This window comes from Spiroplasma clarkii (assembly GCF_002795265.1).
GTDB classification, from domain to species: Bacteria; Bacillota_I; Bacilli_A; order Mycoplasmatales; family Mycoplasmataceae; genus Spiroplasma_A; species Spiroplasma_A clarkii.
The window spans coordinates 1,510,825-1,532,656 of record NZ_CP024870.1 but is presented as its reverse complement, the minus strand read 5'-3'; the positions used below and the strand labels follow the sequence as shown (position 1 = coordinate 1,532,656).

The following is a 21,832-nucleotide window of genomic DNA, read 5'->3' as shown; positions in this document are numbered from 1 at the left end:
GAATATTTATGGCATTAAAAGTAGGAATTGTTGGTTTGCCCAATGTTGGTAAATCAACCTTGTTTAACGCAATCACCAACTCAAAGGTAGAAGCCGCAAATTATCCATTTGCAACAATTGAACCAAATGTTGGAGTTGTTGAGGTACCTGATGAAAGACTAGACAAGTTAGCAAAAATCTTTGGGAGTAAAAAAACCATTTATACTACCATTGAATTTGTTGACATTGCTGGGTTAATTGCTGGAGCAAGTAAAGGTGAAGGTTTGGGTAATGCTTTTTTAGCAAACATTAGAGAAACTGATGCAATTTGTCAAGTTGTTAGATGTTTTGACTCAAAAGACATTACCCATGTTGAAGGCAGTGTTGACCCAGTTAGAGATGCAGAAATTATTGAATTAGAGTTAATTTTAGCAGATGAAGCTAGTGTCAAAAAAAGAATTGCAAAGGTTGAACCTAAGTACAAGGCAGGTAAAGATAAGGTAATTATTGCAGAGTATGAACTCTTAAAAAAATGTGCTCAACAATTAGAAGATGGTAAAATGTTAAACAAACTTGACTTTGGTGATGAAGAAAGAATTTTATTAAAATCTTTTCAACTATTAACTTCAAAAAAAATGATTTATGTTGCCAATGTTGCTGAATATGAAGTTACAAATGACAATGATTATGTTAAGGATTTAAAAAAATATGCCGAACAAAACAATTGTGAAATTGTAAAAATCAGTGCTAGAATCGAAGAAGAATTAAGTGAACTAGAACCTGATGAAAAAGCAACTTTTTTAGCAGATCTTGGAATTACTCAACCAGGGTTAGAAGTATTGATTCAAGCAGCCTACAAAACTTTAGGTCTAAAAACTTATTTTACAGCAGGACCTCAAGAGGCCAGGGGGTGACAGTTTAAAACTGGATCAACTGCACCTCAATGTGCTGGAATCATTCATACTGATTTTGAAAAAGGCTTTATAAAGGCTGATGTTTATGATTGTCAAGATTTATTTTTACTTGGTGATGAACAAAAACTAAAAGCTGCCGGGAAGGTTAGATTAGAAGGTAAAGGCTACATAGTCCAAGACGGAGATGTTTGTCTATTTAAATTCAACAACTAACTACAGACTTTAGTCTCACTAACAACTTAACCACACAAACCTTGTGTGGTTTTTTATTTAAAAGTATAAAACCACATTTTTGCATTTCTAAGCAGAATTGAGTGATTAAAATGATTTATTGGAAACTCCTGCAAAAAATGGTTTATAATCTAATATATTAGAGGTGATTTAAATGTTTAGGGTAGGCCTTTCTAAAGATGCACATATATTTGTGCCAGGGCAAGAAATAATTTTAGGTGGAGTGCACATTCCCCATCATAGTCAAGTTGAGGCTTATAGTGATGGAGATGTCTTACTCCACTCAGTTTGTGAAGCACTTTATGGGGCTATGGGAATGGAAGATCTCGGGACTTATTTTTCACCTAAAAATATGGCAAGCAACTTTGATTCACAAATTATTGTGGAGGATGTCCTTAAACATTTACAACAAAATCAATACCAAATTTCTAACATTGATATTCAGATTGTGGTTGATGAGCCAAATTTGAAAACCTATAAACCAACAATCAAGCAAGCAGTTGCCACCAAATTTGCTTTAGAATTGAACCAGGTTTCAGTCAAAGCCACCAATACAGATAACACAGAATCACACAAAATTGAGGTTTATAGTGTTGTCTTGATTTACAAAGGAGAATAATTTTATGGATAAGATTAGATTAAGATATGCACCTTCACCAACAGGTTTTTTGCACATCGGAAACACAAGAACAGCACTAATGAACTACTTATTTGCAAAACATTATCAAGGAGATTTCATTGTTAGAATTGAAGATACAGACATTGAAAGAAATGTAGAAGGAGCCATTGAATCTCAATTTGACAATTTAAATTGATTGGGGTTAACTCCAGATGAATCATTTCTAACACCAAAAAAAGAATATGGCGAATACATTCAATCAAAAAAACTTGATCGTTATTGTAAACTTGCAGACGAATTAATTGTCAAAGGTTTTGCTTACAAATGTTTTTGCACTAGTGAAGAGTTAGATGCAGAAAAAGAAAGACAAGCAGCACAAGGGATTGTAGCAACTCGTTATAACCGTAAATGCCTTGGTATAAAAGATTTTACCCCTTATGAGGGCAAAGAATATAGCATTAGGTTTAAAGTTCCTGATGATAAAATTTACAAAATTGATGATTTGGTCAGAGGTATGGTTGAGTTCAACTCAAAAGAAATTGGGGACTTTGTTATTATTAAAACCAACAAAATCGCCACTTATAATTTTGCAGTGGTAGTTGATGACTTTGATATGGAAATTACTCATGTTGTTAGAGGAGAAGAACATATCTCAAACACTCCAAGACAGTGTATGATTTATCAAGCATTTGGTTGAAATGAACCCAGATTTTGTCACTTAACTCTAATTGTTGATGACACCAAAAAGAAACTATCTAAACGAAGTGGAAATGCAGTTTTCTTCATTTCACAATATCGTGAAAAAGGATTTTTACCACAAGCTGTGTTTAACTACATTGGTTTACTGGGTTGAAGTCCAAAAGTTGAAAAAGAGATCTTTTCTCAACAAGAGTTTGTTGAAATGTTTGATGAAAAACGCTTCTCAAAATCACCAAGTACTTTTGATATGGTGAAAATGAAATGAATTAATAGTCAATGAATGAAAAAAATGGATGATGTTGAATATTTAAAATTAACAAAACAATTTGTTGATCAAACTAGATTTAAAATAAGCAAAGTTGAAGACAACTGACTTGATGCAGTCTTGTTATTATTTAAAAAAGAGATTGAATTTGGTGCTCAAATTAATGAGCATTTAGATTTGTTCTTCAATGAAATTGAGTATGATGAAGCCACCAAAGCAATTTATGCAGAATTTACTGATGTAAAACCAATGGTTGAAGCTTTAAAAACTAGTTTAGAAAAACTTCAAGACTTTAATGAGGATAACATTAAAGCCATTATTAAAGAGTTAGAAGTCAATTTTAATAAAAAAGGTAAAAATTTATTTATGCCAATCAGAATTGCCTCAACCCTTTCAAGTCATGGACCAGAATTGGCAAAAACAATTGCCTTAATCGGTAAGGAAAAGGTTATTAAAAATATAACAAAGGTGATTTAAATGATTGATAAATATATTAGAGATAATGTTCATGGTGACATTCACATAAAACATGAAGTAGTTAAAGAAATAATTGATAGCCCTGAATTTCAGAGGCTTCGCCGCATTACCCAACTTGGAGGTGGACAATTTGTCTTTCCGGGTGCCAATCACACACGTTTCTCACACTGTATTGGTGTTTACCATATTGTAGGTAAAATACTTGCAAATGAAAAAGTTGCAGCACACTTTACTGATGAAGAGAAATTAATAGTGCAACTAAGTGGCTTATTACATGATATTGGGCATGGTCCCTTTTCACATTCTTTTGAAGCACTTTCAAAGCGAAATCATGAAGAATACACTGTTGATTTCATTTTACATGAAACCAACATTAATCGAATTCTAAAAAAACACCAAATTTCACCCGAAGAGGTTGCAAGTGTAATTCAAGGAAAGCATCCAAATAAAATTTTAAACCTGTTAATCTCAAGCCAAATTGATGCAGATAGATTAGATTACTTACTTCGTGATTCACGCAGTACTGGTGTTGATTATGCTAACTTGGACTTAGATTGAATTATTAGAAATGCTGAGGTTGTTGATAATAAATTGGTTTTTAAAATAAAAACTTTAAATGCAATAGAACATTACTTATTAGGGCGCTACCACATGTTCACCCAAATTTACAATCACAAAACCTCTGTGGCATTTGATCAAACTTACAAAGCTTGATTTCAACGATTAAAAGATCTATATCAAGAAAAGAATTACCAGTTTCAAAATAAGAGGATGCTTGAAGTTTTACAAGATTTTTTAAATGATAAACCTTGTAATTTAGAACGCTATTTAGTCCTAGATGACTACACAATGATTGATTTTATTAAAACTTGCACCACTGAAACAGATGCAATCTTACAAGACCTAGCAACTCGAATTATAAACAGACGTTTTTTAGGAGTAAGTAAATACATAAGTCAAAAAGAATGAGAAAGTTTAAGAAATTCACAAAATTCCCTTAAACAAAAATATTATTTTGATACAATTACAAAGAGTAAATTCAGCATTTACAATGAAGCAATTACAAAAAAAGATGAAAAAATATACATTCTGAATCAAGGAGTAATTAAAAGTATTGGTGAAATATCAGATATTTTAAAAATTGCCCCAAAAGAAGCAGACACTTATGTTTTTATAAAATAATTAGTGTAAAATTAACACTATATATGGGGGTGACCTTATGGCACAAATCAGTACAATTGAAATGGCATACAATTTTTTAAGAACAACTCATGGTGATGCCAGTTTTGAAGACATTTGAAATGCTATTTCAAAAGACATACATGGAAGTAACCATAGAAAAAATGAAATCATTGCAGAACTTTACAGTGACTTAGTCTTAGACAACCGTTTTGCACTTACTGCAGAAGGTAAGTGAGGCTTAAGAGATTACTTAAAATTTGATGACATTAAAAAGCAGTATGATTACATTGACAAATTTGACACAACAGAAGAATTTAGTGACCTTGATAATACTCAGGCACTAGACCCCGATTCATTTGATGAAGATGAAGACGAGGATGACGACGATGACTATGATTCATTAGATGACTTTGAAGTTGACATTGATGAAGACTTTGATGACTAGTTTTAATATCAAGTAGTTTTTAACGACTACTTTTTATTTTTTGAGAGTGAGGAAATATAAATGGCAAAATTTATTTTTATTACAGGTGGAGTAGTTTCTGGGTTAGGAAAAGGAATAACCGGAAGTTCACTTGGAGTTTTATTAAAACAATCAGGATTAAAAGTTTTTATGCAAAAATTTGATCCATATTTAAACATTGACCCAGGAACAATGAATCCCATTGAACATGGAGAAGTTTTTGTAACTGAAGATGGTGGTGAAACAGATTTAGACTTAGGACACTATGAAAGATTCATTGATGAAAACTTATTCAAAGTTTCATCAACAAGTGCCGGAAAAGCCTATGCTGAAGTTTTAGACAATGAGCGTCATGGACGATATAAAGGAAAAACAGTTCAGGTTATCCCCCACATTACCAATTCAATTAAAGAAAAAGTTTATACAGCTGAAGAAATTAGTGGTGCTGACATTGTAATTAGTGAAATTGGAGGAACTGTTGGAGACATAGAATCTCAACCTTTTATTGAAGCAATTCGACAAGTAAGAATGGATAGAGGTTATGAGAACGTTATGTTTATTCATGTGGCACTTTTGCCTTACTTGAGTGTTTCAAGAGAATATAAAACTAAACCAATCCAACATTCAGTTAAAGAAATGCTAAGTTTAGGAATTCAACCTGACGTGATAGTAACTCGTACTGTTGGAGATATTGATAGTAAATTAACTGAAAAAATTTCACTATTTTGTAATATTCCAACTGAAAATGTTATTGTGTGTCCAGATGCAGATACAATTTACAGAGTCCCTTTAATTATTGAAAAATCAAATTTACATAAAATTGTTGCCAAACAATTAAAATTAAATTTAAAAAATACTGATATGTCTGGATGAAAAAAATTTGTCGAAGATATTGAAAAATCAGTTGAGGAAATTAAAATCCACATTGTGGGAAAATATGTTGAACTTAGTGATGCCTACTTGTCAGTAATGGAATCACTAAAAATTGCTGGTTATACATGACACAAGAAGGTAAAATTTGTTTGAGTTAACGCAAGAAACTTGAACGAAAAAAATTTGCTAGATAATTTAGGTGATGCTAAGGGAATTTTAGTTCCTGGCGGATTTGGAGAAGCTGGAATTGCTGGAAAAATGTTAGCTGCAAAATATGCTCGTGAAAACAATATCCCTTACTTGGGAATTTGTTTAGGAATGCAAATTGCTTGTATTGAGTTTGCTCGTAATGTTTTAAATCTACCTGAAGCAAACACAACAGAAGTAGATCCATCAACTCCTGATCCAATTTTTGATATTATTATTGGTAAAAACCGAGAAAAAATTGGTGGAACCTTACGTTTAGGTAAGTATACTACTAAATTGAAAAAAGGAAGTTTAGTTAGTGAATTGTATGGAGGTGAAACAGCAGTTGAGCGTCACCGTCACCGTTATGAATTTAATAATGATTATATTGAAAAATTTGAGCAAGCCGGAATGGTTTTTTCAGGAATTTATGAAGAAAAAAAATTAATTGAAATTGTTGAGTTACCAAATCATAAGTTTTTTGTTGGTTCACAATATCATCCAGAATTTACTTCCCGTCCCAATAAACCAAACCCATTATTTAAAGGGTTTGTTGATGCAGTAATTAAAAATCAATAATTAAAAAACCAGTAGACCTTGCAAGTTAAGACTATTTAACCTTGCAAGGTCTTTTTTGTGTTAAAATAAATTGTCTCCCAAAAATTATTCCAAAAAAAATTTTCATCTTTAAAAAAAATTATCCATAACATTTTATTGTGTTATTATACTTACGGATAGGGAAAAAGAAAGGAAAAAAAATATGGATAATTGATTAACTTATTTTATGACAGAAACTTTAGGAACCATGTTATTGATAGTTTTAGGAAATGGTGTGGTTGCCAATATAGTTTTAAAAAATACAAAAGGTAATAATGGTGGATGAATCGCCATTACTGCAGGGTGATCTTTTGCTGTTATGTTGGGCGCAACAGTATCAGTTGCCTTGGGAGGTGATGCACATTTAAATCCTGCAGTAACAATGGCCATGATTGTGAATGGTTGAGAGTCAAATGTTGGGCATTTTGGACTGATTCCAATTATGTTAGTGGGTCAAATCCTAGGAGCAATTGTTGGTCAAATAATTGTTGACTTATTTTATATTAAACATATTCACCAAACAATCACTGAAAAAGAGGAAGGTTTAGTTTTAGCAATCCACAGTACAGGTCCAACTTACAAAAATACTTTTATTAACTGTTTTTGTGAATTTATTGGAACTAGTGTTTTGCTAGTTGCTATAATGGCAACCTCTGCTCAATTTACAGATGCAGGTTGAATGGGACCAATCTTTGTAGGGTTGGCAGTATTTGCAATTGGACTTTCATTGGGAGGAACTACTGGTTATGCAATTAACCCAGTTAGAGATTTAGCCCCAAGATTAGTTCACCAATTTTTACCAGTAAAAGGTAAAGGAAGCAGTGACTGGAAATATTCATGAATTCCAGTTGTAGCACCATTACTAGCTGGATGTGTTATTGGAGCATTATTTTTAATCAAAACTTAAAAGATAGTGAGGAGTCATTTCTATGAAATATGATGTGTGTATTATTGGAGCAGGAGTTATCGGAGCTTCTGTTGCTAGAGAGCTAGCAAAATATAATTTAAAAACAGTTGTTTTAGAAGCAAACCCAAGTTTTGCTCAAGAAACAAGTCAAGGGAATTCTGGATTAATCCATGGAGGATTTGATCCAAAGCCTGAAAAAATTAACGCAAAATTAAATCAAGAAGGTAAAAAATTATTTGCTGAACATTGATTTAAGGAATTGGACTTTAAACATGCCCCAGTCAATTCAATTGTTTTGGCATTTAATGAAGCTGAAGAAAAAAATTTAGAAGAATTAATTCAAAGGGGAATTAAAAACGGCTGTACTGAACAAGAAATTAAAATTATTAATCAGGATGTTTTACAAAAACTTGAACCAAACATAAATCCCAATGTTAAAAAAGCATTGCTATGTACAAGCTCAGTAGTGTTAGATCCAGTTGAACTAACAGGAGTGCTTTTAAAAAATGCCATTAAAAACGGCACAGAAGTTAAGTTCAGTGAAAAAGTAATTGGAATTGAAAAACCAAGTGATTTTAAAATCACTACCAACAAAGGAGTTTATGAAGCAAAAGTTATCATTAACTGTGCAGGACACTATGCTGATGAAATTGCTAAACTGGCAGGTTATCCAGATTTTGAATTAACCACAAAAAGAGGGGAATACATTGTTTTAAACCAAACCAAAGCAAATTCTGTAAACAATGTGTTATTTATGGTACCGGACATTCATGGTAAGGGTGTAATTGTAGCCCCAACTCTAACTGGGAAAGTGTTGGTAGGACCAACTGCAGTTGATGGAGTACCAAAAGATGAAACCCGTTTAATTACTAGAGAAATGGAAGACCACATTAAAGCAATTGGTTTAAAAATTATCCCTGGTTTAGACATGTCAAAAATTTGTTTAAGATTTTCAGGGTCACGTCCAATCTATAAAGAAACAGATGATTTTTATATAAAAACTGCAAAAGCAGATCAAAACTTTATTAATGTTGCGGGTATGAAATCCCCAGCACTTTCAGCAGCCCCAGCAATTGCAGCAATGGTTGAAAAAATGTTGGGAGCAGTTTTACCATTAGATCCAAAAGCAAATTGAGATCGTTTTGAAAAAAATGTATTTTACAATAGTTAAATTACCATCAAAAGGAGATGAAAGTAAATGGAAAAATATATATTAGCCTTAGATGAGGGAACTACAAGTGCACGTAGCTTACTTGTCAACAAAAAAGGAGAAATTGTGGCTCTAAGCCAAAATGAATTTTCTCAAATTTATCCAAATGCTGGATGAGTTGAACAAGATGCTACTGAAATTTGAAATACTCAAAGAACCACTATGGTTACTGCTTTGAATAATTTTAAAATTGATGCAGCCAGTATTGAAGCAATAGGAATTACAAACCAGCGTGAAACTGTTATTGTCTGAGACAAGGATACAGGAAACCCAATTTACAACGCGATTGTTTGACAAGATCGTCGAACAGATCAATACTGTATTGAGTTAGCAAAAACTCACAAAGAAATTATTAAAGAAAAAACTGGTTTGGTAATTGATGCTTACTTCTCTGCAAGTAAAGTAAAATGAATTTTAGACAATGTTTCAGGAGCTAAAGAAAAAGCCAAAAAAGGTGAACTTTACTTTGGAAATGTTAACAGTTGATTAATTTGAAAATTAACTGGAGGAGAAAAATTCTTAACTGACCACACAAATGCCTCAAGAACTATGTTATATAACATTAACACAAATTCATGAGATCAAGAGTTATTGGATTTATTTGAAATACCAATGTCAATGTTACCTGAAATTAAAAGTAACAGTGAAATTTATGGTCAAACATTTAGAGGGTTATTCTCAAAAAACTCTGAAGCTAGAGTACCAATTTGTTCATCAATTGGGGACCAACAGTCTGCCTTGTTTGGACAAATGTGTCTAGAACCAGGAGAAATTAAAGCAACTTATGGAACTGGAGCATTTATCTTAATGAATACAGGTTCTAAAAAAATTGATTCACCAAACGGATTACTAACAGTTGTTTCTTATGCAATTAAAGACAAAGTAACTTATGGATTAGAAGGATCAGTTATGATGGCTGGTGCTACATTACAATGGTTAAGAGATGAATTAAGAATAATTTATAAAACACCATTAAGTGAATGGTATGCCCAACAAGTAAATGATGATCGTCAAGTCTATTTTGTACCTAGTTTTTCTGGATTAGGTTCACCATACTGAGATCCTTATTCAAGGGGTGCAATATTTGGTTTAGATAGAGGAGTTACTAAAGAACATATTATTAAAGCAGCATTAGAATCTATTGCTTTCCAATCAAATGATGTTTTTGAAGTAATGCGTTTAGATTCAAATATTCCTATTAAAACTATTAAAGTTGACGGGGGTGCTGCTAATAATAACTACTTGTTACAATTCCAAGCAGATATTACTAGTTCTCAAATTATTAAACCAAAAAATACTGAAACTACAGCAATGGGTGCAGCCTATCTTGCAGGATTAGCTACTGGTTTTTGAAAAGACATTGAAGAAATTAAAAAAATCTGAGCAGTTGATAAAAAACTACAAGCTAGTGGTAAAGATGTTAGCAAAATTGTTAAAGGCTGAAAAGAAGCTGTCAGAAGAACAATGGGCTGATTAAAAGACATTGCATAAAAATAGCTAAGTAAAAACTATAAAATTAACAACCTTTTGAATTCTTCAAAAGGTTGTTTTATTGGCATGATTATGTAAACCCGTAATTCTATGGTACACTCATATTGTTATTGGAATTGTGTGAGTTACTATAGTTCCGGGTTTTAACTCATACTCAATGATGTGAAATGAGGATGATTAAATGAAAAAATTATTAGGATTATTAGCAGCCACTGGATTAGTGGTAAGTACAATTGCCCCAGTGGTAGCATGTAGTGAATCAGGAGACTACTTGGAAACAGTGACAATTGATGGTAAAAATGCTTTTGTGTTTTTTGAATTGAAGAATGATAAAATAACTGATGATGATGAAAAAATAATTTCGGGTTTTAGTGCTGGTGGTGAAGCAATTAAAGTCACATCATGAGATAGTGAAGCAGGTAAGGCAAAGGTTGCAGTTATTGCTGATCCTGACCAAGATAAATTTGATAGAAGTAAAGATCAAACAATAATTTTAGATTTGGCAATCTATTTATCAAAAGATATAAGTATTATTGAAAAACCAAGTACACCAGTGAATGAACTTGAGCCACTTGAAGTTATTGGAAAAATTAAAGTTATAATTAAAAAGCTTACAATTGAACGTTTTGTAGATCTAGCAGATCTAAATCTAAACTTAGATTTGGGTGAAATTGCAAAGAATGACAGAGAAAAAATTATTGATGCCTTTAAAGCAGAAAACCCAAGTGTTATTGTTATACAATTAGATGTGCCTAGAATAAGCGCAACTGGTGCAAAAATTAGAGCTACTTCATTTTCAATTGCATATAAAGGTGAAGTTCAAGTGACTTTCACAATTAAAGCATAGTCAACGAGAAAAACCCAATTTAATTGGGTTTTTCTTTGAAAATTTAAAGTAAGCTAAACTTTAATTATTAATTTAGGTTAAATATTATCAAATTTTTTTGAGATTTAGAGGTTTCTTAAAAGCATATAGTTGTATAATATTTATTAGGAGGATTTAATATGTCTAGAATATATCACAAAAGATTAGTTAACGCTACTGAAATGGTTAACGCAGCTCACAAAGGAAAATATGCAATTGGTCATTTTAACATCAATAACTTAGAATGAACAAAAGCTATTTTAGAAGCAGCACAAGAAACAAACACACCAACAATTATTGCAACTTCAGAAGGTGCTTTAAAATATATGGGTGGTGCTAAAGTTGTTGTAGGAATGGTAAATGGTTTACTTGATGAATTAAACATTACTGTGCCAGTTGCATTACACTTAGATCATGGTCAATCAATAGAGATGGCTAAAAAATGTATTGAAGCTGGTTATTCATCAGTTATGTTTGATGGATCACACCTACCTTATGAAGAAAATATTGCTAAAGTAAAAGAGTTAATGGTATTTGCTAAAAATCATGAAATCTCAGTTGAAGCAGAAATTGGTTCAATTGGTGGAGAAGAAGATGGAGTTGTTGGTGAAGGAGAACTTGGTGATCCAAAACAAGCAGCAGAAATGGGTGCTACAGGGATTTCAATGTTAGCAGCCGGAATTGGAAACATTCATGGTAAATATCCTGAATGATGAAAATCATTATCTTTTGAAACATTACAAGCTTTACAAGATGCATGTAAATTACCAATGGTACTACATGGGGGAAGTGGAATACCTCAAGATCAAGTAAAAAAAGCAATTACTTTAGGAATTTCAAAAATCAATGTAAATACAGAATTACAATTAGCATTTAGAGATGCTACTAGAAAATATGTTGAAGATAAAAAAGATCTAGATGATGATGCAAAAGGATTTGATCCTCGTAAATTGCTAGCACCTGGTTACAAAGCATTGAAAGCTACTTTTGTTGAACTAACCACTCTATTTGGTTGTGCAAACAAAGCTGGTAAATAATTTGTAAAACTAAATCATATTCTAAATTAATTAAACACCAACCAAAGCAAGAACTTATTTTCTTGTAGTTACAGGTTGGTGTTTTTTGCTTCTTGAAAACAATTAAATAATTGCATCAATAAGAGATATACTCATATTGAGGTTAAAGTATGAATAAAATAGTTATTAAATTAAAGCAGCATTTCAAAGTTCATTGAAGAAGTATTTTAGTCAGGATTGCATTACTAATGGTTGGTTTTCCAGTTAGTAGTTTTGGAGTAGCACTATACCAAACCACAACTTTTGGTGTAAGTCAGATGGACTTTACAATCTACACAATTGCAGCCTTATGAAAAGGTTATGATCAAACAACTGGAGAAATGTTAAATCAAGTTCTACAAAATCAATATTTAATAATTTTTATTCTGGTTTTACTGTTTATGACAATATTGAGTTTAATTTTTGCTCTTCCAAAAACAATTAAAAGTATTAAAAAAGAGAAAAACTATCAACCTCTATTAATGATGTTGGTTACATTGTTTTCAAATATCATTGTGGCAGTTTTAGCATATTTTTTGATGGATGTCTTTTTGAATGATGTATTACCAGTAGATTTTTTAAAAGAGCAACTTGACCAAAAAGTTAAAAACCTAATTTTTGTTGGTGCCTTTTTAATTTTTTGTTTTGGAATTGCTTTATGAGTTCATGCAAACATAATGTTGGGTCCATTTAATAGCTATTGTTATGAGTTTCAGAAGTTAACCAATAAACCCTATAGTTTTGCAAGAGTTATGATGGACTTAGTAATTTTTGCCCCTGGTTTATGTTTATGATTTTTTCTTCCTGGTGATTGACAAAGTAAAGGGAATTTCTTAATTACAAATTTAGGGGTGGGAACTATTACATTAACAGTGTTAACTGGACCCACAGTTAATCTCTTCTTAATAGTTTTGAAAAAAACTATAAATTTTTCAAAACTTGATTTAATTAAAAATATCCAACACCAAGAAGAACAAGTTTCATAAATCTTGTCAATTTAATGTGAAAAGTCCAAAAAAATTGGTAAAATAATATAGCAAAAAAATATAAATATTGTTAAGAAATATGGTAATATTTATTTTGTATTACTAAATTAATTGATAAAGGAAAGGTGAAAACTATGCCAAGAAAAGACATTCATCCACAATATTTCAATGCTAAGTTTGTTTGTACAACATGCAGCAATGAATTTATGTCAGGATCAACAAAAGCTGAAGAAGTAAGAATTGATACTTGTTCAAATTGTCACCCATACTACACTGGTAAACAATCATTTGCCAATGCTGAGGGAAGAGTTGAAAAATTCAAAGAAAAATTTGCAAAAAAAGATGCTAAGGCAGCTGAAAAAGAAGCAGCAAGCGCAGCACAAAAAGCACTAAATGAACAAGCTGCAAAAGACAATAAGTAAAGTTTGACAAACTACTAACCAGGTGACTGGTTTTTTTGTTTTAATTAAAAAATGTTATACAATAAACACAGCATAAGATGGAGGCTAATTTTTATGAGTATCAAGTTAAAGAATGCAACATTTTTAATTAAAAAACAACTATATCAGGAGTTGAATTTTGAAATCAAGGACCAAGAAACAAAAACCATCTTATATAGTGAAGTGGCTCAAAGTAACAATTTTAAAAAGATTTTACAAGGATACTATCCATTGCAAGCAGGGTCTTTTAAAGTTGATGGTTATGATATGGTTAATAAAAACTGAACTAAACGTAAAGTTGCCAACATTACTCCTGGTGATAAACTTATTAAAAAATGACCTGAAAAATTGTGAATGTATGGAAGTCTATTGGTGAATTCAGCATTTTATGCCAATGCCAAGGAAAACTATTTAGATGCAAAGTACTCTCATTTAAATTTAGCCTCATCAAAAAATAATCAAACTGACCTAGAAATGCGAAATAATGTTGAAGAGATTGTTGACAAATTTGTCAAAACCTCAATTGAGATTGAAACCAATTGACTTGATGAGTTTTTTGAACAAATTAGTGCTTTTAACAATAAGTCAATTGATGAAAGTGGAGATGCCTTTGACCCAAGAATGAAAGTAATTATTAAGGATTATTATAAGCTATCTGAAAAAACTAGAAACTTAGTTTTAATGGAAACATTTTTAGAAAGCCTATGAGATAAGGTTTACTCATTTTTGGATTTAAATTCAGCATGTTCATGTGAATACAATGCTAAAAGAAGTAAGCAAAGAAGTGAAAAAAAACTAGCCAAGGAATTGGCTTTTCACCAGCAAAGTTATGTAATAAGAAAACGCTTGAAAATTATTGACATTCATGTTCGTCAAACAAAAAGACAAATCTATCGTAATAATTTTGTTATCAAGAGTTTAAACAAACAGATTTTAAAAAGTGTTTTTAAATCACATAAACGTAAATTAAAACACATTAATGAGTTATTCCAATGAAATGAAATCTCAAGAGATCAACGTTTTGAATTTAAAAAGAAACAAGAAAAAATGTATTATGATGCATTAAGTGATGAAGCCAATACCATCAGAGGTAAAATTGTTGAAAGAATGCACCGCTATCACAATAACCTTTTGAATGGAGAAATTGAAAAAGGCAATCCACAAGAGTTTAAAGAACAAGTTCAAAGTTTAAAAACAAAAATTCAAACCGTTTATCAACAAGCAGGACAGTGAATTGATGATACAATAAAAGAGTTGCAGATAAGTTTTGGGTTCATTAAAACAACGTTTAAGTGATCAGTGTTAAATACTGTTTACTTTAAATTTTTACAAGCAATGTATTTGAAAAAAGATAATCTAGTTTTTTCTGATATATTTAGTAAGTTATCAAATTCTGAGGCACAAGAATTACTGCAGGCAACCGAAATTTTAAAAAATTGCCAAACAAAAACATCAGTAATCTTTTTAGAAGATGAATTAAGCAATGTACCAAAATTAGAAAAACCTATTTACTTGTTAAGTGCAGGGCAAATTGTCCCAAAAACCCTTGGAGAAATAATAATTCAACATTGAGATGATTTTGGAGCAAAGTTTTTAGCTGGTAAAAATAAGATCAAGTACACTTATGAAAACAAACACCTTAAAATCGGAGATAAAAAAATGAAAATTGAAGACTTTGAACTGGAACCAGCAGGAGTGCTAGTTTTAGACCCAAGTAAACTTTACCTTTCAAAAAAAGATTTCAAGGGTGATTACATAAGCATTGAGGTAACTGAAACCAAAATCAAAAACTATCTTGATAAAAATTTAAGAAGTTTTATTGACCAACAAGGTAATAAATATTTGGTTCTATCATCTGAACCTGTGGATAAAAAAATAAAAATTTATATCACAAAAGCAGCACTGCTTAAATTTAATTAGGAGGAATTATGATTAATTCAAAACAAGCACAACAACTTACAAAAACAATTGAAGCTTACCAAAAAATCATTATTGCAAAACATATTGCACCAGATTGAGATGCTCAAGGCAGTGCTCTTGGTTTAAAGGAAATCATTCTGGCAAATTTCCCTAAGAAAGAAGTCTATGTGGTTGGTAAAGTATTTAATAGTGATAAAAATTTTGTTGATGAAGAAAAATTAAATCCTGAGATTATTGCCCAAGCTTTATTAATTACTGTTGATGTTGCTAATTTTGAAAGAATAGATTTTACTTTCAAAAATGATGTTAAAGAAGTTTTTAAAATTGACCACCACCTTGAGGTTGATGATTTTGCCAGTCACAAACTGGTTGATGATAAAGCAATTGCTTGTACCCAGGTGATAGTTCAATGAGCACAAGCATGCAACTTACAGGTTAATAAGGATGCAGCAACCAATTTATATTTTGGTTTAATAACAGACTCAGGGAGATTTTTATACAATAAAACTAATCAAGAAACATTTAATTGTGCTAGTTTTTTAATGGATTGTGGAATTAATCTACAAGAAATTTATGATAAATTATACTTAAAAAAACTAGATGTTGAAAAATGATTGCATCATGCTTTTGGAATGGCAGTATTTGATACTGCTTACCCAATTGCTTACATTAAAATAACTTTAGCTGATTGAAAAGATCACAATATCACTGAAGAAGAAGTTAAAAGGGCAGTCTCAGTTTTAAGTGGTATAAGAGATATTGAAATTTGATTTATTGCTTATGAAAGTTTAGAGACTGAAAAAATAAAGGTTTCATTGCGTTCAAGGCATTATGAAATTAATAGGGTGGCAGTAAAACACAATGGAGGCGGACATATGCTAGCTTCTGGTGCAAAGCTGAACAATTTTGAAGAAATCGAAAACCTTATGGTTGATTTAAGAAAATTAGTAGATAATAAATTGTAAATAGCAAAAAAATAGGGGAGAAAAATATTATGAGTTATAGAATTAATCCAAGTACAAAACCCGGCTGAATTGAATTAATTACTGGATGTATGTTCTCGGGTAAAACTGAAGAATTTATTAGAAGAATTAGACGTTATCGCTATGCCAAACAAAAGGTCATAGTGTTTAAACCAATAATTGACCAACGTTATTATGAAGATAAAGTAGCTTCACACTCAGGAATGATTGTTGATTCAATTCCTGTAGCAAGCACCAAAGAGATGTTAGACATCATTAACAAGGAAACTGAAAAAATTGATGTTATTGGAATTGATGAAATTCAATTTTTTGATGAGGCAGTTGTTGATGCTGTTTCAGAACTAGCAGATCAAGGAATACTGGTTATTGTAAATGGCTTAGATAAAGATTATCGAAATGATGCATTTAAAAATGTTGATAGGTTATTATTTATGGCAGAATATGTAGACAAACTTGCAGCAATTTGTTATGTATGTGGAGGCAATGCCAACCGTACTCAAAGAATTGTTGATGGAGTACCTGCAAAAAAAGATGAACCTTTGGTTGTGATTTCTGCAAATGAAAAATATGAAGCAAGGTGTCGTCATTGTTATATAAAACCAAGTTAGGAGAAAATTATGAACAAAAAAACTATTGAGGCCTTAGAAACCATTTTAGCTCGAATTAAAAAGATTGACATGGAACTTCTAAAAGAAGAAAACTTAACAGACATCAAGTTGCTGACTGAATTAAATAAAGAGAGAGCCAATCTAGATGAAACTGCAACCAAGTATGAACATTACAAAAAAATTCTTGGTGAAATGAACGAAGCTAAAGAAATGTTAGAAACTGAAAAAGACCCTGAAATGAGGGAACTTGCCAAAGCTCAGTATGAAGAATCTCAAGCTCAAATTCCAAGCTTAGAAGATGAAATTGAAATCATGTTACTTCCTAAAGATCCAAATGATGATAAAAATGTTATTTTTGAAATCAGGGGAGCTGCCGGAGGAGATGAAGCTAACATTTTTGCTGGAGATTTATTTAGAATGTATTTAAAGTATGCAGAAAAAAATGGTTGAAAAATTGATGTTCTTGACCAATATGAATCTACTGTTGGAGGTTTTAGTCAAATTTCTTTTGTGGTTAAAGGGGATAAAGTTTATTCAAAAATGAAATTTGAATCTGGAAGTCACAGAGTTCAAAGGGTTCCAAAGACTGAATCAAAGGGAAGAATTCAAACTTCAACTGCAACCGTTGCTGTGTTACCAGAAGTTTCAGAAGTTGAAGTTGAAATCAAAGCAACTGATTTAAGAATTGATACTTATCGTTCAAGTGGAGCTGGTGGTCAACATGTTAATACTACAGATTCAGCTGTGCGAATTCTCCACATCCCAACTGGGGCAGTGGCAGCTTCACAAGATGGAAGAAGTCAACATGATAATAAAGAAAAAGCTATGACAATGTTGAGAGCAAAAATTTATGAAGCAGAATTAAAAAAACAACAATCTGAAGCTGATAGCATGAGAAAATCTGCAGTTGGAACTGGTGCTAGAAGTGAAAAAATTAGAACTTACAATTATGCGCAAAACCGTGTAACAGATCATCGCATAAACTTAACTTTGAATAAATTAGACCAAGTTATGGAAGGAAATATTGAAGAAATTATTATTGAACTAATTAATAATGAGCAAAAAGAGCTGATTGCTCACCAAATTGAAAGTAATAGCTAATGAAAATCTATGAACTACTTGAGAACAGTAAAGACTTTTTAGATAAAAACACATTTAATGAATTGATACTTTATGTTTTAAAGAACCCAGATGTGCAGCCACTACTAACTGATGAGATATCTGCTGATAAAGTACTTTTGTTTAATGAACTTTGTGAAAAGATAAAGGAGAATCATCCTGTGGCATATGTCATTAACAACAAGTACTTTTATGAAAGTGATTTCTATGTTGATGAAAGGGTTTTGATTCCAAGAATTGAAACAGAACTATTAGTTGAAGCAGCACTTGAATTTGATTTAGCTAACAAAAATGTTTTAGACCTATGTTGTGGATCTGGCTGCATTGGCATCAGTTTGAAGATAAAAGAACCAACCATCAATTTATTTTTATCAGATATTTCAAAACCAGCATTGGCGGTGTGTGAAATTAATTTAAAAAAACACCAAGTGCAAGCTCAAACTCTATGTGAAGATTACTTGGATGCAGTTTTTAAAATTAATAACAAATTAGATTTCATAGTAATTAATCCACCTTATATTGCTCAAAGTGATACTGAAGTTTCTGATCAAGCCATAAGTTTTGAACCAAAACTAGCACTATTTGCAGAATCTGAAGGGCTATATTTTTATGAACAATTATTTGAAAATTTAGAAAAAATTTATAAGCTACATCAACCCATAATTATTTGTGAATTTGGTTACGAGCAAAAACCTGCAATCAAAAATTTATTTGAGAAACATGCAAGCAAATATAAAATTAAGTTTAAAAAAGATTATTTCAATAACCCAAGATATTTTATTTTATGTGAGGTGTAAAGATGAAAGAGAAATTAAATCTAGAAGTCAATTGTCAGATTAAGTTTAAAAAAGAAGCAATTAAGTTATTGATTGTGACTTTTTTAATTTTCATCCCCTCCCTAACTTTTATTGTTATTTTTTACACTAATCCAAATATTAAAATCTACCAAGAAAATTACCAAGTTATTGTAGATAATTTCTCATCAAAAATTTCACCAAGTGTAATACTCATCGAATCATTAATGTGAGTAGGGTTTAGTCTATTTTTAATTTCTTTTATTATTACTGGTTTTATTCCACTACTTTTGAATCAGCAAAAGTTTAAAAAAAATTTACAAAATTTGAGTCTGATTTTGATTATCTCTTTAAAATTATTTGCAATAATTATATTTACAATAAGTCAGTATAATTATTCTAAATTTTTTAACACCTATCAATTTATTGCAGAACTAGAGACCAGCAATGAAGAACTTAAAAGTGTATCACAAAGTTTTATGCAAAGCTTTTCAATTGGTAAAAACTACAATTGAAGTAGCAATATTTTAACTTGATGGGTAAGTTTAATCCAAATTATTTTTATTACAGTTTTTTGATATTTACTTTTAATTAAAATTAATCCTGGTTCAACTCACAATGAAAGCAATGAAAAAATGCGAACCTCATTAATCAAAAAAAGCATTGGACAAAGCAAGTTTCAAGGTTTCCTTGAAAAGTTTTCAACAAGTAGTCTAAAAAACTTTGCAATCTGATTAATAATGTTGTCTGCAGTAATTTTATTACCACACCTTTTTTACATTGTTTCTATTTCAATGGGTAACTCCTTAACTGGTTCAATTTTTGATTGAACCTATAATGCACCATTATTTTATAAAACCATCAACCCTAGTCATTACAATAATATTTCAACTCAAAGCATTTCAGGTTTTGCAGTAATTTATTTACCAATTATTGTTACAGGATTTTTAGTTTCAAGTACATTAATTTTTTTACTAGTTTACATTAGGGACTTAAAAATTAATAAAACAATGTTTTATTGTCAATTTGGTATTTTGTTTTTTGAATTATTATTAACAATCATAGTTAATACAATTTCAATTCACAATGTAAATAGATTAATAGACATGTGAAATGCCAATGACAGAGCACTACTGGAGTTAATTAAAACATTTAATAATACAAATATTTTTAATAACACTATTTTTAAATATATTGATTCAGGAGTGACTTACCCACTGATAAATAAAACTCATTACATATCATTTTGTATCATCAGCACTGTTTTTGTAGTTTGCATTTATGTAATCTTCATAAACCAAATTACAAAAGGAATCAAATACTTTTAAGATCTAGCTGAATTTAAACTAACATAGTTTAAATAAGAAACCAATCCAAAATATCCCTGCTAAAAAATTTACGTTGTAATTCACACTTTTGGTGTATAATGAATTTAGTGTTTGGGAATAATTATGATATCATACTATCATTTTTTTAATGTTCCCAGACATATTTTTGGAGGGAATACAATGAAAAAATTATTAAGTATTATTGGTGTAGTTGGACTAGTTGCAAGTTCTGGCTCTACAGTACTTGCATGTGGTGCTAAACCAGTAAATGAAGGTGAGGGCTCAGGTTTACAAGATTTAATTGCAAAATTTAATGCAAAAATTGCTCAAGTAATAACAGAACATTTTTCAGACCGTACTGAAAAGTTCAATATTGAGGCAAAAGATGGGTCCAATCATCCTTTTTCAAGAACCAAGTTAATGGCAAATGGAATTAATAAAGATGCAGAGGAATCAAACTACCCAGAAATTGATGAAGAACAGCTTGGGGCAATTTCACAAAATTTAAGCACAATTTTAGAAACTAATGATTTAGCAGCTTCTATAAATGATATTTCAAGCAAGTCAAATGAATTTGATATTTTGACAAACAATGGACCAATAGTTTCAAAGATTGAGTTTGATAAAAGTTCAATCAAAATAAATTACACTAGAAGCATTACAGAAAGTGAAGACAACCCTGTAAGTTTATTTTTAGCAGACTTAAATGCAAGCTTAAAAATTTCATATAAATATAATGGAATAAACAGTGAACTGGTGTCTAAAGAATTTACACCAAATTTAACCTTATTAATTTCAGATTCTGATAATATCATTGATCAAATTAATGAAATATACACAGAAATCCAAGAAAGTTATAACAAAGATGAAGAATTAACTTGATGAAAACATAGTACTCTTTATGAACCTGTTGTTGAGAAATATAAAATGTTTGAAATGTATAGTGACGTCACTAGAATTTGAAGACTGCAAGCACATTACCAAGAAAACACTAGGTTTAATGAAGCCTTAAACTCAATCTTAGTAAATCTAGATGGAACATTTAAGGATTCAACATTTTCATTAGATGAAGTTGAGGTTTTAAGTGAAACTCTTAATTCAAAAGTGAGCACCGGAGAAAGTGTTATTGAAACTTATGAAACTGAAACTGGTGGAACCCATCCACTCCACAAACCACTATTTTCAGAGCTATTAATTGATGGGCAAAGTCACAATTTTGTTGATCCTGATGAATCAAGACAAGTTAATGACAGTATTTTTAATTTATTAAATGTAGAAGCAAAAGACCAAATTAATAGTTATCACGAAAACCTTAAAGATTATTATGCTGAGAAACCAAATTTTGATGTGCAAGATGAAGAAATGAAAAGTTTATTAGACAGAGATAACTTCATGAATGGAAGTGTAGCACTACAAAATATTAAACTTAATGTAACTGAAAATTATTCAGTTAAGTTAAATACTATCAACATGGAATGAGTTTTAGCAGTATCTGGGGAGACATGAAATAATGAACCAATTAATGAGTCTCACATTGGAGAAGCAATGTATTGAAATACAGAGTGGGGAATTCAAAGATTTCAATTTATCTGAGGTCTTCAAGAAAGAAAGGGTTCAGTTATTCAATAACCTGAGTAGGGT

General features: G+C 30.9%; 20 protein-coding genes. All 20 read left to right on the top strand.

Annotated features, from left to right (window positions below; all coding sequences use genetic code 4):
* Positions 1-8 precede the first annotated feature (8 nt).
* The 20 genes from ychF (at position 9) to SCLAR_RS06800 (ending at position 21,820) form a co-directional block, all read left to right on the top strand.
* On the top strand, positions 9-1,106 hold the full coding sequence (gene ychF / locus SCLAR_RS06895; RefSeq protein WP_100255181.1) for a redox-regulated ATPase YchF: 1,098 nt from the start codon (positions 9-11) through the stop codon (positions 1,104-1,106).
* Positions 1,107-1,278: 172 nt separating this feature from the next.
* Entirely contained in the window at positions 1,279-1,743 is a 465-nt protein-coding gene (gene ispF / locus SCLAR_RS06890; protein WP_100255180.1) for a 2-C-methyl-D-erythritol 2,4-cyclodiphosphate synthase, read from the top strand.
* A 4-nt stretch (positions 1,744-1,747) separates the two neighbouring features.
* Positions 1,748-3,184, top strand: a complete 1,437-nt coding sequence (gene gltX, locus SCLAR_RS06885) for a glutamate--tRNA ligase (RefSeq protein WP_100255179.1) — start codon at positions 1,748-1,750, stop codon at positions 3,182-3,184.
* Positions 3,185-4,366, top strand: coding sequence for an HD domain-containing protein (locus SCLAR_RS06880; protein WP_100255178.1), 1,182 nt, complete (start codon positions 3,185-3,187; stop codon positions 4,364-4,366). It begins immediately after the preceding gene.
* A gap of 37 nt (positions 4,367-4,403) precedes the next feature.
* The gene (rpoE, locus tag SCLAR_RS06875) at positions 4,404-4,811 is read left to right on the top strand and encodes a DNA-directed RNA polymerase subunit delta (RefSeq protein ID WP_100255177.1); all 408 of its coding nucleotides are present in this window, start codon (positions 4,404-4,406) and stop codon (positions 4,809-4,811) included.
* A 60-nt stretch (positions 4,812-4,871) separates the two neighbouring features.
* Positions 4,872-6,467 carry a CTP synthase gene (locus SCLAR_RS06870; protein ID WP_100255176.1) on the top strand — a complete coding sequence of 532 codons (1,596 nt, stop codon included), beginning with the start codon at positions 4,872-4,874 and terminating at the stop codon, positions 6,465-6,467.
* Positions 6,468-6,648: 181 nt separating this feature from the next.
* Positions 6,649-7,392: an MIP/aquaporin family protein gene (locus tag SCLAR_RS06865; protein ID WP_169921870.1), complete on the top strand. Its 744-nt coding sequence runs from the start codon at positions 6,649-6,651 to the stop codon at positions 7,390-7,392.
* 22 nt (positions 7,393-7,414) lie between these two features.
* Complete coding sequence (gene glpO, locus SCLAR_RS06860) at positions 7,415-8,563, top strand: type 2 glycerol-3-phosphate oxidase (protein WP_100255175.1); 1,149 nt, start codon at positions 7,415-7,417, stop codon at positions 8,561-8,563.
* 27 nt (positions 8,564-8,590) lie between these two features.
* Positions 8,591-10,093, top strand: a complete 1,503-nt coding sequence (gene glpK, locus SCLAR_RS06855; RefSeq protein WP_100255174.1) for a glycerol kinase GlpK — start codon at positions 8,591-8,593, stop codon at positions 10,091-10,093.
* Positions 10,094-10,274: 181 nt separating this feature from the next.
* Positions 10,275-10,940, top strand: coding sequence for a lipoprotein (locus SCLAR_RS06850; protein ID WP_100255173.1), 666 nt, complete (start codon positions 10,275-10,277; stop codon positions 10,938-10,940).
* A 158-nt stretch (positions 10,941-11,098) separates the two neighbouring features.
* The gene (gene fba, locus SCLAR_RS06845) at positions 11,099-11,995 is read left to right on the top strand and encodes a class II fructose-1,6-bisphosphate aldolase (RefSeq protein ID WP_100255172.1); all 897 of its coding nucleotides are present in this window, start codon (positions 11,099-11,101) and stop codon (positions 11,993-11,995) included.
* Positions 11,996-12,144: 149 nt separating this feature from the next.
* Entirely contained in the window at positions 12,145-12,999 is an 855-nt protein-coding gene (locus tag SCLAR_RS06840) for an SPE_1075/MLC_0560 family membrane protein (RefSeq protein ID WP_100255171.1), read from the top strand.
* 134 nt (positions 13,000-13,133) lie between these two features.
* A complete protein-coding gene (gene rpmE, locus SCLAR_RS06835; protein ID WP_100255170.1) occupies positions 13,134-13,421 on the top strand; it encodes a 50S ribosomal protein L31 in 288 nt (95 codons plus the stop codon).
* Between the two features lie 93 nt (positions 13,422-13,514).
* Positions 13,515-15,359, top strand: coding sequence for a P-loop NTPase family protein (locus SCLAR_RS06830; protein ID WP_100255169.1), 1,845 nt, complete (start codon positions 13,515-13,517; stop codon positions 15,357-15,359).
* An 8-nt stretch (positions 15,360-15,367) separates the two neighbouring features.
* A complete protein-coding gene (locus SCLAR_RS06825; RefSeq protein WP_100255168.1) occupies positions 15,368-16,324 on the top strand; it encodes a DHH family phosphoesterase in 957 nt (318 codons plus the stop codon).
* A gap of 29 nt (positions 16,325-16,353) precedes the next feature.
* Positions 16,354-16,950: a thymidine kinase gene (locus SCLAR_RS06820; protein WP_100255167.1), complete on the top strand. Its 597-nt coding sequence runs from the start codon at positions 16,354-16,356 to the stop codon at positions 16,948-16,950.
* 9 nt (positions 16,951-16,959) lie between these two features.
* Complete coding sequence (prfA, locus tag SCLAR_RS06815) at positions 16,960-18,051, top strand: peptide chain release factor 1 (protein ID WP_100255166.1); 1,092 nt, start codon at positions 16,960-16,962, stop codon at positions 18,049-18,051.
* The gene (prmC, locus tag SCLAR_RS06810) at positions 18,051-18,866 is read left to right on the top strand and encodes a peptide chain release factor N(5)-glutamine methyltransferase (RefSeq protein ID WP_100255165.1); all 816 of its coding nucleotides are present in this window, start codon (positions 18,051-18,053) and stop codon (positions 18,864-18,866) included. The genes prfA and prmC overlap by 1 nt, the downstream gene beginning before the upstream one ends.
* 2 nt (positions 18,867-18,868) lie before the next feature.
* Positions 18,869-20,191, top strand: a complete 1,323-nt coding sequence (locus SCLAR_RS06805; RefSeq protein ID WP_100255164.1) for a hypothetical protein — start codon at positions 18,869-18,871, stop codon at positions 20,189-20,191.
* Between the two features lie 180 nt (positions 20,192-20,371).
* Entirely contained in the window at positions 20,372-21,820 is a 1,449-nt protein-coding gene (locus SCLAR_RS06800; RefSeq protein WP_100255163.1) for a lipoprotein, read from the top strand.
* Positions 21,821-21,832 lie beyond the last annotated feature (12 nt).